The sequence below is a fragment of the Streptomyces sp. SCUT-3 genome (assembly GCF_014083985.1).
GTDB classification, from domain to species: domain Bacteria; phylum Actinomycetota; class Actinomycetes; order Streptomycetales; family Streptomycetaceae; genus Streptomyces_H; species Streptomyces_H thermolineatus.
Window position 1 is genome coordinate 3974472 of the sequence record NZ_CP046907.1, and the last position, 12320, is coordinate 3986791.

At 77.6% G+C, this 12320-nt stretch carries 11 protein-coding genes; 6 read left to right on the forward strand and 5 right to left on the reverse strand.

Features of this window, described 5'->3' with window-relative positions; translation table 11 throughout:
• Positions 1-198 precede the first annotated feature (198 nt).
• Positions 199-456 (forward strand): DUF6412 domain-containing protein, encoded by a 258-nt coding sequence (locus tag GQS52_RS17600; protein ID WP_259371140.1) that lies wholly within the window; start codon positions 199-201, stop codon positions 454-456.
• A gap of 112 nt (positions 457-568) precedes the next feature.
• Positions 569-1414 (forward strand): YidC/Oxa1 family membrane protein insertase, encoded by an 846-nt coding sequence (locus tag GQS52_RS17605; protein ID WP_182314340.1) that lies wholly within the window; start codon positions 569-571, stop codon positions 1412-1414.
• Between the two features lie 36 nt (positions 1415-1450).
• Here GQS52_RS17605 and GQS52_RS17610 read toward each other — a convergent pair whose 3' ends face one another.
• Entirely contained in the window at positions 1451-1942 is a 492-nt protein-coding gene (locus tag GQS52_RS17610; protein WP_182314341.1) for a heme-degrading domain-containing protein, read from the reverse strand.
• Positions 1939-3015, reverse strand: a complete 1077-nt coding sequence (locus tag GQS52_RS17615) for a Gfo/Idh/MocA family oxidoreductase (RefSeq protein ID WP_182314342.1) — start codon at positions 3013-3015, stop codon at positions 1939-1941. The genes GQS52_RS17610 and GQS52_RS17615 overlap by 4 nt, the downstream gene beginning before the upstream one ends.
• Positions 3016-3070: 55 nt before the next feature.
• Here GQS52_RS17615 and GQS52_RS17620 point away from each other — a divergent pair, with 55 nt between their 5' ends.
• Both GQS52_RS17620 and GQS52_RS17625 read left to right on the forward strand, forming a co-directional pair.
• Positions 3071-4177, forward strand: coding sequence for an ROK family transcriptional regulator (locus GQS52_RS17620; RefSeq protein ID WP_259370835.1), 1107 nt, complete (start codon positions 3071-3073; stop codon positions 4175-4177).
• 46 nt (positions 4178-4223) lie between these two features.
• A complete protein-coding gene (locus GQS52_RS17625; protein ID WP_182314344.1) occupies positions 4224-5003 on the forward strand; it encodes an HAD-IIA family hydrolase in 780 nt (259 codons plus the stop codon).
• Between the two features lie 56 nt (positions 5004-5059).
• On the opposite strand, the gene GQS52_RS17630 is transcribed toward GQS52_RS17625, so the two are convergent.
• Positions 5060-5635, reverse strand: coding sequence for a hypothetical protein (locus tag GQS52_RS17630; RefSeq protein ID WP_182314345.1), 576 nt, complete (start codon positions 5633-5635; stop codon positions 5060-5062).
• A 390-nt stretch (positions 5636-6025) separates the two neighbouring features.
• Positions 6026-6781: a GAF and ANTAR domain-containing protein gene (locus GQS52_RS17635; protein ID WP_259370836.1), complete on the reverse strand. Its 756-nt coding sequence runs from the start codon at positions 6779-6781 to the stop codon at positions 6026-6028.
• A 530-nt stretch (positions 6782-7311) separates the two neighbouring features.
• Here GQS52_RS17635 and GQS52_RS17640 point away from each other — a divergent pair.
• Positions 7312-8916 carry an acyl-CoA synthetase gene (locus GQS52_RS17640; RefSeq protein WP_182314346.1) on the forward strand — a complete coding sequence of 535 codons (1605 nt, stop codon included), beginning with the start codon at positions 7312-7314 and terminating at the stop codon, positions 8914-8916.
• 80 nt (positions 8917-8996) lie between these two features.
• Here GQS52_RS17640 and GQS52_RS17645 read toward each other — a convergent pair whose 3' ends face one another.
• Complete coding sequence (locus GQS52_RS17645) at positions 8997-10652, reverse strand: helix-turn-helix domain-containing protein (protein ID WP_220472775.1); 1656 nt, start codon at positions 10650-10652, stop codon at positions 8997-8999.
• Between the two features lie 343 nt (positions 10653-10995).
• Between GQS52_RS17645 and GQS52_RS17650 the strand changes: the two genes are divergently transcribed.
• Positions 10996-12288, forward strand: a complete 1293-nt coding sequence (locus tag GQS52_RS17650) for an FAD-dependent oxidoreductase (protein WP_182314347.1) — start codon at positions 10996-10998, stop codon at positions 12286-12288.
• Positions 12289-12320: the final 32 nt, after the last annotated feature.

Below are 12320 nucleotides of genomic sequence, written 5' to 3' on the forward strand. Positions count from 1 at the left end.
CGGGGACCGGCCGGGAACCGTCCGCCGCCGTCCGTCGTCGTCAGGGTGCGGGCCCCGCGCACCGGGGCCGGTCCGGCCGTCCGGCCGGGAAGCACGACGAGCGGGGGAGGGGCGCGGATGCCGTACGGCGGTGGGTGCCTCCCGGTGCCGCGCGCGTGGCTGCCGCCGGCCCTGCGGGCACGCGCGGGCGTCCTCCTCGTGGCCCTGTTCGCCGGCCTGCTCCTCGCCCAGAACGGCACGGGCACCGTGCTGGCCGCTGCTGCCGCCGGTGCGGTCGTGGCGGCTCTGGCCCTGTGCGGTGCCGTCGCGGCACGCCTGGCCCGGCCGGTGCCCGCGGCGCGGGTGCGCACCGCCTTCCGCGACCGTGAGCGCCGCACCGCGTTCCTGCCGCAACGCGACCCGGACGCCTCGGGGCGCCCGCGTCCCAGGGCTCCCGGGCTCCCGCCCCGCCGGTGACGAGGGGCGCCCCGGCCCGGCCCGACCCGACGGTCCGGCCCGTCCGGCCCTGCCCGCCTCCCGCACCGGCCGCGGTCCACCACCGGTTCGACGAGACCCCCGGGGCTTTCGCATGTCCTTCTCCGCACGACTCCTTTCCCTCCTGACCGACTTCTCCGAGACGCTGACCCCGCTGCTCGGCGCCTCCGCCACCGCCGCGGCCGTCGTGCTGGCCACCGCCGCGGTGCGGCTGGCCCTGCACCCGCTGGCGCGCGCCGCCGCGCGCGGCGAGAAGGCCCGGGCCCGGCTGGCCCCGAAGGCCGCCGCCGTGAGCGCCGCGCACGGCGGCGACCCGGAGCGCATGCGGCGCGAACTCACCGCCCTGTACGCGAAGGAGGGCGCCTCGCCGCTCGCCGGCTGCCTGCCGGTGCTCGTGCAGCTCCCGGTGTTCTTCCTGATGTACCGGGTGTTCTCCTCGGCCGAAGTGGACGGCCGGGCCAACGCACTCCTGCGGGACTCGCTGCTCGGCACCCCGTTGGGGGCGCGCTTCGCCGACGTGGCCGGCACGCCGCAGCAGGCGGTCTTCTGGGTGCTGTTCGCCGTGCTGGGGGCCGTGGGGCTGTGGTCCTTCCTGCGGGCGAGGAAGGCGGCCGCGGGCGCGGCGGGCGCGACGGAGGCCACCGGTGCGGCGGGCACCTCCCCGGGCCGCCGGCCCGGCCGGGGGCGGGCCGGGGCCCGCGTCTCCGGGCAGGGACGGCCCGGGTCCGGGGCCGGGCGGCCCGTCGCGGGTGCTCCCGGCGCAGGGGTGGGGGCGGGACTGGCCCGGGCGCTGCCGTGGCTGTCCTTCGGCACGCTGCTCACGGCGGCGGTGGTGCCGCTGGCCGCGGGCCTGTACCTGGCCACCGCGGCAGTCTGGACCGCGGCGGAACGGGCCCTGCTGCACCGGGGGACCGCGGAGGCCGGCGCCCGCCCGGAATGAGCGTCCCCGCCGCCGGCGGGGACACTCCCGCGGACCTCAGTCCTGTTCCAGGTCCTCGCCGAGGAACTGCTCCAGCGCCTCGACGACCAGGGCGTGGTCGTCGGCCTGGCGGAGGCCGGAGACGGCGACCGAGCCGACCACGCCCACCCGGTGGATCCGCAGGGGGAACGCCCCGCCGTGCGCGGCGTAGGCGCCGGGGTCCAGCCGGGAGGACTCCTCGAAGGTGGTGCCCCTGGCCACGAAGCGCCGGCCGACCAGGTAGGAGGAGGCGGCGTACCGCTCGACCACGCGGTGCTTGCGCTCCAGCCAGGCGTCGTTCTCCGCGGAGGTGCCCTCCAGGGCGTGGTGGAACAGCAGCTGGGCGCCGCGCCGGATCGCGACGGCCACCGGCAGGCCGCGTCCGCGGGCCGTGTCGACGAGGAGGAACCCCAGGCGCCAGGCGTCGTCGTGGGTGAAGCGGGACAGGACGAGCCTGCGCTCCTGCTCCTCGAGCTCGGCGAGCAGCGTCTCGACGGGGGTGTCGCTCATGCTCCGGCCTCCAGGGCGATCGTACGGCCCTCGGCGGCCGAGCGGCGGGCCGCCTCCAGCACGCGCAGGGCGGCCACGGCCTCGTGCGGGGCTACCGGGGCGGGGGAGCCGGTGCGCAGTGCGGCGGCCACGGCGCGGTAGTACGCGGGCCAGTCGCCGTCGGCGGTGGGCACGGGTTCCGCGTCCCCGTCCGTGCCGAGCACGCCCCAGGCCGCCTCCGGCTCCGCGCCCCAGCGGGCGCCCGGGGACGGGCGCAGTCCCTCGCGCAGCGCGGCCTCCTGGGGGTCCAGTCCGTGCTTGACGTAGCCGGCCCGGCTGCCCAGGACGCGGAAGCGCGGCCCGAGCCGTGCGGTGGTGGCGCTCATCCACAGGTGGGAGCGGACGCCGTTCTCGTGCTGCACGGCGACGAAGGCGTCGTCGTCGGCCTGTGCCCGGGGGCGGCGCACGTCCAGTTCGGCGTAGACGCGGGCCGCCGGGCCGAAGAGGGCGAGGGCCTGGTCGACCAGGTGGCTGCCCAGGTCGTACAGGAGGCCGCCGATCTCGTCGGGGTCGCCGGACTCGCGCCAGCCGCCCTTGAGGTTCGGGCGCCAGCGCTCGAAGCGGGACTCGAAGCGGTACACCTCGCCGAGGCCGCCGTCGGCCAGGAGGCGGGAGACGGTCAGGAAGTCGTTGTCCCAGCGGCGGTTCTGGAAGACCGAGAGCAGCAGGCCGCGGGAGTCGGCCAGCGCGGCCAGCTCCGCGGCCTCCGCGGCCGTGCCGGCGAGCGGCTTGTCCACCACCACCGGCAGGCCGGCCTCCAGGGCGGCGCGGGCCAGCGGCACGTGGGTGCGGTTGGGGGAGGCGACGACGACGAGGTCCAGTTCCCCGGCCCGGGCCAGCAGTTCCTCGGGCCGGGCGGCGAGCCGCACCCCCGGGTGCTCGGCGAGGGCCTGCTCGCGGCGCGCGGGGTCGCCGGTGACCACGGTGTCGAGGACCAGGCCGTCGGTGGCGGCCACGAGCGGGGCGTGGAAGACCGAGCCGGCCAGGCCGTAGCCGACCAGGCCGACGCGGAGTGCCGGGGTGCTGGTGTCCATGCCCCCACTTAAGCAACGCTGTTGCCTAAGTGCAAGCGGCAGGGACAATGGGGGAGTGACCATCGGACCCAACGGCGCCAACCTCCTGGCGCTGCGCAGCCACAACACCGCCCTCGTCCTGGACCTGCTCAGGGCCGCCACCGCCCAGGGAGGCCCCGGCCTGGGCCGGCGGGCGCTGGCGGAACGCACCGGGCTGACCCCGCAGGCGGTCAGCAAGATCGTCGCCCGGCTGCGGGACGAGGGGCTGGTCGCCGAGGCCGGGCGCGGCGCCTCCACCGGGGGCAAGCCGCACACGCTGCTGCGCCTGGCGGCCGGGGCCCGGTACGCGGTCGGCGTCCACCTGGACCGCGACGAGCTGACCGTGGTCCTGGCCGACCTGACCGGCGAGCCGGTCGCCCTCCGCAGCGGGCCGTTCGACTTCGGGGACGCCCCGGACCGGGTGCTGGACGGCGTCGCCGGACGGGTGCGGGAGGTGACGGCCGGCACCGGCCGCGAACGGCTGCTCGGGGTGGGCGTGGCCTGCCCCGGCCCGCTGGACCACTTCGAGGGGGTGCTGCGCCGGGTCGTGCGGCTGCCGCAGTGGGACGGCTTCCCCCTGCGGGACGCCCTCGCGGCCCGCCTGGGCCTGCCGGTGGTGCTGGACAAGGACACCAACGCCGCCGTGCTGGCGGTCCCGGCCGGCGCGGGGAGCGGCTCGTTCGCCTACCTCCACCTGGGCACGGGGCTGGGCGCCGGGCTGGTGCTCGACGGGGAGCCGTACCGCGGCGCACGCACCGGCGCGGGCGAGTTCGGCCACCAGACGGTGCAGCTGGACGGGCCGGTGTGCGGGTGCGGCAACCGCGGCTGCCTGGAGGTGCTGTGCCTGGCGGCCGTGGCGGCGGGGGACCACGTGCGCGCGGCCCGGCTGATGGGCACCGGCGCGGCCGACCTGGTGCGCCTGCTCGACCTCGACCGCTTCGTGCTCGGCGGCCGGGTGGTCGGGGCCCGCCCGGAGCTGTTCGCCGCCGAGGTGGCCGGCGAACTGGAACGGCGCGGGACCCCGGTGCCGGTGGAGGCCGGCCCCGCCCGCCCCGCGGCGGTGGCCGTCGGCGCGGCGGCGCTCGTGCTGGGCCCGTTCTTCGGCGCGCGGACGCCGCGGCCGCCCGCGGTGTCCGCCGGTTAGGGTGTGCTGGTACGGCCCCACGAACCCCAGGGTGAGGAGCGGACCAGTGTCGGAGCGCAAGCCGGTCGAGTCGTGGCTGACCGACATGGACGGGGTGCTGATCCACGAGGGCGTCCCGATCCCGGGCGCGGAGCAGTTCGTCAAGCGGCTCCGCGAGTCCGGGAAGCCCTTCCTCGTCCTGACCAACAACTCGATGTACACGCCGCGCGACCTGCACGCCAGGCTGTCGCGGATGGGCCTGGACGTGCCGGTGGAGTCCATCTGGACGTCCGCGCTGGCCACCGCGAACTTCCTGGAGGACCAGCGCCCCGGGGGCACCGCCTACGTCATCGGCGAGGCCGGCCTGACCACGGCGCTGCACGACATCGGCTACATCCTCACCGACACCAACCCCGACTACGTCGTCCTGGGGGAGACCCGCACCTACAGCTTCGAGGCGCTCACCAAGGCGATCAGGCTGATCAAGGACGGGGCGAGGTTCATCGCCACCAACCCCGACGAGACCGGCCCCTCGACCGAGGGGGTGCTGCCGGCCACCGGCTCGGTGGCCGCGCTGATCACCAAGGCCACCGGTGTGCGGCCGTACTTCGTCGGCAAGCCGAACCCGCTGATGATGCGTGCCGGGCTCAACCAGATCCAGGCGCACTCCGAGAGCAGCGCGATGATCGGCGACCGGATGGACACCGACGTGCTGGCCGGCATGGAGGCCGGCATGGAGACCGTCCTGGTGCTCACCGGGGTGACCCAGCGCAACGAGGTCGAGCGCTTCCCCTACCGCCCCTCCCGGGTGGTGGACTCCATCGCGGACCTCGTCGACCGCATCTGACCGCCCGGGCGACCGCCTGACCGCCCGGGCGGCCGCCCGGGGCCGTCCCCGGGCGCTCACCCCCGCCCGGACGGCCCGCCGTCGTGGCCCGGTCCGCCGGCCCGTCCCGGCCCGTCCGGGCCGGTCCGCTGCCCCGGCACGGTGTGTGCGGCGGCCGCCCCCGGGACGGGCAGGCGGGCGGTGAAGCGGACCAGCACCGCGCCGTCCCGCGCGTGGTGCACCTGCACGTCCTCCAGTCGCACCCCCTCCGCCGCCGCCGACAGCTCCCGGGACAGCTCGCCCGCGGCGCGCGCCCGGGTCACCGGGTCGCCGACGCAGCCGGAGGAGGGGAGGTCGAAGCCGTAGTCGGTGACGGTGACCGAGCAGCGGGGGCCGTCCACTCCCAGGGCCACCCGGTACCGGCGGGCGCAGCCGTGCGCCAGCAGGTGGGCGCAGGCCAGGCCCGTGGCGCGGGAGATCCGGGCGCCGTGCGCGGAGCCCGTCCCCAGGGCTTCCAGGGCGGCCCGGGTCATCCGTGCGGCCAGTTGGTCGCTGCCGGGGGCGCGGCCCAGGGAGAACGCCCAGGACAGGTCGGCCGGGGCCGCGGGGCGGCCGGCCGGCGGCGGGGGGAAGGAGGAGGCGAGCTTCGCCATGGCGGGACCACGTCCTGCGTCGTCATCGGTTGCCCCGGGGCGGATCGTCCACGCGGGGGGAAGGCGCCGGGCGGGCATGCGCCCGCAGCGCCTCGTGCAGCCTGGGTCCTGGGCGGCAGCCACCACGTTAGGGCAGCAAGTTCCTTGAGAACAGAGTGAATTGACGCCAAGTCACTAAACAGGCACTCAGGGTCGCCGTCCGGTCGGCGTGCAGGAGCGGAACCGGGACCGCGGCGGGGGAGGGGCGCGGTCCGGGAGGGGCCGGGCGTGCGGCCGGGAGGGGCCGGGCGTGCGGCGCGCCTCGCCACCGGGGTCCTGGGTGGCGGGGGCAGGCCTGCCGTCCCCGGGGCCGGCCGTGGTACTCCGTGGCCGGATTCCTTCGGGGTCCGGTCAGGACGGCCGGTCGGCGTGCCTGCGGAGCAGGGAGGTGTCCAGGCTGCCGTCGACCACCCGGCGGGCGACCTCGGACAGCCGTTCGTTGTGGGAGCGGGCGTGGCGGCGCAGGGCCGTGAACGCCTCGCCCACGCCCACCTGCCACCGCTCGGCGAGCACGCCCTTGGCCTGTTCCACCACCACCCGGCTGTTCAGCGCGGACTGCAGCTGCGAGGCGAGGAGCTCGGCCCGTGCGACGGCGCGACGGTGCAGGAGGCCGATGGCCGCCGCGTCCGCCAGCGCCTGGGCCAGTTCCAGCTCGCCCTCGGGGCGCCGCCCCGGGCTGTCGCAGAACAGGTTGAGGGCGCCGATCGCCTCGCCGCGCAGCCGTATCGGCACGGCGTAGGTGCTGCGCACCCCGCCGGCCCCGGCCCTCGCCGCGAAGCGCGGCCAGCGCCCCGCCGCCTCGGCCAGTCCCACCGGCGGTATCGGCGAGGCCCCGCGCAGGCAGTCCAGGCACGGGCCCTCGTGGTCGTCCTGCTCGAACAGCTCGACCAGCCAGGGCTGTTCGCCCGAGGTGGCGGTCTGCAGTCCGCCGCGCCGGTCGGTGAGCATCAGGCCCGCCGCCGAGACGTCCAGCAGTTCCACGCACCGGCCGGCCAGCCGCCGCAGGAACCTCGGCGCGTCGAAGTCGTCCGAGAGGGTGTCGCCGAGTTCGACGAAGGCGGCGGCCAGTCGTCGGTCCCGGCGGGCACGGGTCACGTTCTCGTCCACCGCGCCCCCTGCTCCTTCTCCGTGGGGCTGGGAGCTTGCCGCGCTCTCATGGGGCGGTGCCTTTCTCTCGGGGGTGGCGTCGCCGGTCCGGTCCGCCGCGGACGCCGCCGTCCGGCCGGCGGGTCGTGGGCGGGCCGGGCAACGGTTCGGTCTCCCGCACGGACGTGCGCGCGGCCCCGTGGCGTGCCGGCGGAGGCCGCCGGTCCGGACCGGGACCGTGCCGGGGGCGGGCGGGGCGTTCCGGGCGTCCGGGCCGGGCGGCCCGGTTCCGTCCGGGCGCGCCGCGGGACCGGCGGCACGGGCCGAGCGGCGGACGACCACGACAGGGCCTCCCGTTCCTCCGCGCGCCGGACTGCGCACATGGTAAGACCCGCGTCGCCGGGGCGAGGGCCCGTGCCACCGGCCGGCCCGGACGGGGCAAGGGGCCGTCCGGTCTCTTGACCGGGCGGCCCTCCGGGGTCAGGCTGGCGCCCCGACCGGCGGTTCCGCCGGACGGGGAACGCGACGGGGCGGACCTGGAAGGCGGCGGCATGGCGGGAATCGGCGAGGGCGCGGCGGGAGTGCACAGCAGCACGGTCGACGGAGTGCTGCGGCGCAGCGCCCGGCGGGTGCCGGAGCGCCCCGCCCTGCACTACCGGGACCGCACCTGGACCTACCGGGAGCTGGACGGGGCGGTGACCGCCGCCGCGGCGGTGCTGCGCGGCCTCGGCCTGGAGCCGGGACAGCGGGTCGCCGCCTACGGCCACAACTCCGACGCCTACCTGATCGGCTTCCTCGGCTGCGCCCGGGCCGGCCTGGTGCACGTCCCCGTCAACCACGGCCTGACCGGGGACGACCTGCGGTACGTGGTCGAGCAGTCCGGCAGCACCGCGGTGCTCGCCGACCCCGACATCGCCGGCCGGCTGCCCGCGGGCACGCGGGTCGTGCCGCTGCGCGACGCCGACGACTCGCTGCTGGCCCGCCTGTCCGCGGCGCCGGCCCCGCCCCTCCCGGGAGCCGCGGACGCGGCGGCGGACACGGACGCGGAAGGGGAGGCGGGCGCGGGCGGTGACGGTGCCCGGAGCGGAAGCGGCCCCGGCGCCGAGGACCTCGTCCAGCTCCTCTACACCTCGGGCACCACCGCGCTGCCCAAGGGCGCGATGATGACCCACCGCGCCCTGGTGCACGAGTACCTGAGCGCGATCACCGCCCTCGACCTGAGGGAGACCGACCGTCCGCTGCACTCGCTGCCGCTGTACCACTCGGCGCAGATGCACGTCTTCCTCATGCCCTACCTGGCGGTCGGCGCGGAGAACACGATCCTGGACGCGCCCGACCCGGTGGCCGTCTTCGACCTCGTCGAGGCGGGCCGGGCGGACAGCCTGTTCGCCCCGCCCACGGTGTGGATCGGACTGTCCGGCCACCCGCAGTTCGCCGAGCGCGACCTGACCGGTCTGCGCAAGGCCTACTACGGCGCCTCGATCATGCCGGTCCCGGTGCTCCGGCGGCTGCGCGAGCACCTGCCCGGCCTGCGGTTCTGGAACTGCTTCGGGCAGAGCGAGATCGGCCCGCTGGCCACCGTCCTGGGCCCGGACGAGCACGAGGGCCGGATGGACTCCTGCGGCCGCCCGGTGCTCTTCGTGGAGGCCCGGGTCGTCGACGACAAGGGCGAGGACGTGCCCGACGGCACCCCCGGCGAGGTGGTCTACCGCTCCCCGCAGCTGTGCGAGGGGTACTGGGACAAGCCCGAGGAGACCGCCGAGGCGTTCCGCGGCGGCTGGTTCCACTCCGGCGACCTCGCGGTCCGCGACCCCGAGGGCTACCTGACGGTCGTGGACCGGGTGAAGGACGTGATCAACTCCGGCGGCGTGCTGGTCGCCTCCCGCCAGGTGGAGGACGTCCTCTACGAGCACCCCGCGGTGGCCGAGGTCGCGGTCGTCGGACTGCCGGACGAGCGGTGGATCGAGGCGGTCACCGCGATCGTCGTCCCGCACGGGGACGCGGAGGTGACCGAGGAGGAACTGGTCGGGCACGCCCGCGACCGCATGGCGCACTTCAAGGCGCCCAAGCGGGTCTTCCTGGTCGACTCCTTGCCCCGCAACGCCAGCGGCAAGATCCTCAAGCGCGAACTCCGCGACCGCTACGCCGGCGCCTGACCGCGCGGTGCGCCGCCCCGCCCCGCTCCGCCGCGGGGCGGGGCGGGGCTGCCGCACGGGGCCGCTCCCCGCCCCGATGCTCACTCCCCGCCCGGGGCGCCCCCGTCCTCCAGGGCGGCGAGCTGCAGGCGCAGGGCCAGGCGCGTCCGGGGCGAGGAGAGGTCCAGGTCCGCAGCCTCGCCGAGCCGCCGCAGCCGGTAGCGCAGGGTGTTGGGGTGGACCCGCAGCTCCCGCGCGGCGCTCCGCGGGTCGCCGAAGTGGTCGAGCCAGGCGGCGAGCGTCACCAGGTGGCAGGTGCCGTGCGCCCTGTCGTGGGCCTCCAGGGCCGCGAGCGGGCCGCCGAGCAGGGCGGACCCGGACCGCAGGACCGCCGCACGGGCCCGCTCGACCACGACGGCGTCCCAGACGTCCTCCAGGAACACCGCCCCCGACGCGTCGGTGTCGGCATCGGTGCCTGTGCCGGTGCCTGCGTCGACGGCGAGCCGGCCGGAGGCGACCAGCCGGTCCAGCTCGACGGCCTCGGCCCGCGAGCGGGGCAGCTCCTCCGGGGAGTGCGCGGGCCCGCCGACCGTCGCGTACAGGCCGGGGTCGTGGGGGCGCACCCGGGCGAGCACGTGCCGCAGCCAGGCCGCCGAACCGCACCCGGGCGCCGCGCCGTCCCGCGCGCTGCCCTCCGCCCCGCTTCGCGGGGCCTCCGTGACCAGGGCGAACAGCAGGCCGTCGAGATCGGCCAGCAGGGGCTGGTGCCAGCCGAACCGGCGCACCACCGACTCCCACACGTCGAGCCGCGGCCGCACGTCCCCCGGCCCGCCCGGGGCGCCGAGCAGCGCCACCCGCCACGGGCCCCCGGGCAGCCCGGGGCCGCCGTCGGAGTCCGGGGCGCCGCCGCGCAGCGCCGCGCGCAGCCGCCCGGCGGACACCCGCCGGGCGATGCCCGCCTCCGCGCGCAGGCGCAGCAGGTGCAGGGCGAGGACGGACGCGATGCCGGTGAGCTCGCGGACCCGTTCGGCGGGCACCGGCCGCCCCGCCACCGCCCAGACGGAACCGAGCCATTCGCCCCCGGCCCGCACGGGCACGACCAGCCGGGGCAGAGTCCCGTCCGGGCCGGCGGGGACCAGGACCGGCTCGTCCGAGCGCGCCAGCCGGCGGAAGACCCCGGCCGCCCGGTAGTGGGCGAGTACCTGCGGGGGCACCCGCCGCCCCACGATGGTCGACAGCCGCGCCGGGTCGGCGGTGTCCTGGCGCGCGGAGTGGGCGAGCACCCGCGACCGGGTGTCCTCGATCGTCACCGGGGCGTCCACGATCTCCGCCGCGGTGTCGGCCAGGGCGAACAGGTCGTTGTGCACCCCGGGGGTGCCGAAGGCTCCGGTGTCCGGCGCCGAGGCCCGGTCGACGGCGCCGCGCAGCAGCCACACCACGTGCGCCCAGGAGGCGTGCGGCCTGAGTTCGACGAGCGCCGCGCCCAGGCGCCGGGCGGCCCGGCGCACCCGCGGGTCGCGGGCCGCCGGCGCCTTCACGACGACGCCCCCGGCCCCCGCCGCGGACGCCTGCTCCAGGAGGGCGACGGCCGCGTCGGGGCCGGTCAGGGCGACACCGAGGACGAGCGCGCCCCGCTGGCCCGCTGCATCGCCCGGCTCGGCCAGGACGACGTCGTGCACCTCGGCGTCGCGCCCCTCGACGACCACCTGGAGCAGCCCGGGGCCCAGGGACTCCACGAGGTCGGTCACGGTGATCACGGCAGGGACCCCCTCGCCCCGCGGGCCCGCCCGCCGCATCCGTCGCACGCGCCGCACCCGGCTGCACGGCCCCCGGCGGCGCCGGAAGCCGCCCGGGGAGCGCTCCGGGGAGCCGTCCGCCGACCGGACCGGGGGACGCCCGCGGGGGTGGCCCGGGAGACGGCTCCGGGGGCGGTTCGGGGGGCGGTTCCGGATGCGGAAAGGGTGGACACGGCCGACATTGTGCCCCACCGGACTGTGCCGGCCGCACGATCGGCCGCCCTCCGACTGGCCCCCCGGCACAAAGACACCGCCGCCCGCGGGCCGCACCATCGGATCAACTCCGAAGGAAGGACCGATTCCCATGGCGTTCCACCCCCCGGCCGCCCGGCCGCGGCCCGGCCGCGTCGCCGTCGTCGGCGCCGGCATGGTCGGACTCTCCACCGCCTGGTTCCTGCAGGAGCACGGCGCGGCGGTCACCGTGTACGACAGGGAGGGGGTGGCCGCCGGGGCGTCGTGGGGCAACGCGGGATGGCTGACCCCGGGCCTGGTCGCCCCGCTGCCCGAGCCCGCCGTCCTGAAGTACGGCCTGCGCGCGGTGCTCAGCCCCTCGTCGCCGGTCTACGTCCCCCCGAGCGCGGACCTGCGCCTGGCCAGGTTCCTGGCGGGGTTCGCCCGCAACAGCACCGCCGTCCGGTGGCGGCGGGCGATGGACGCGCTCGTCCCCCTCAACCGCCTGGCGCTGCCGGGCTTCGACGCGCTCGAACGGGGCGGCGTCGCGGAGCCGACGGCCGAGGCCAAGTCCTTCGTCGCCGCGTACCGCACGGCGGGGGAGCGTGCGGCCCTGCTGGAGGAGATCGAGCACATCCGTGCCGCGGGCCAGGACATCGGGTTCGACGTCCTCGACGGCGACGAGGCCCGCGAGGCGGAACCGTCCCTCTCGCCGGCGGTCGGCGCTGCGGTCCGGCTGCACGACCAGCGCTACATCGACCCCGGCCGCTTCGTGCGGGCGCTGGCCGACTCGGTGCGCGCCCGCGGCGGCGAGATCCGCACCGGCGCGGGCGCGGCGGTGGCCGACGTGCAGGACGGCGCCGGCGGCGCGGCCGTCGTGACCGCCGGGAGCGCGGACGCCCCGGCGGGCGTGCCGGAGCGGTTCGACGCGGTGGTCCTGGCGACCGGCGCGTGGCTCGGCGGCCTCGGCAGGAGGTTCGGCGTCCGCAGCGTCGTGCAGGCCGGGCGCGGCTACAGCTTCAGCGTCCCCGTGGAACGGGTGCCCGCCGGGCCGGTCTACTTCCCGGCCCAGCGCGTCGCCTGCACACCGCTCGGCGACCGCCTGCGCGTCGCGGGCATGATGGAGTTCCGCAGGCCCGGGGCGCCCCTGGACGCCCGCCGGATCAAGGCGATCGCCGAGGCCGCGCGTCCGCTGCTGCGCGGCGCCGACCTGGACGCCCGCCGGGACGAGTGGGTCGGCTCGCGTCCCTGCACGCCCGACGGGCTGCCGCTGATCGGCGCCACCCGCTCGCCGCGGGTCTTCGCCGCCGGCGGGCACGGCATGTGGGGCATCACCCTGGGCCCGGTCACGGGCCGGCTCCTCGCGGAGACCGTGGTCACCGGCCGCACCCCCGCCGAACTCGCCCCCTTCGACCCCCTGCGCTGACCCGCGGCCGGCCCCGGGACGCCGCCCGGGGC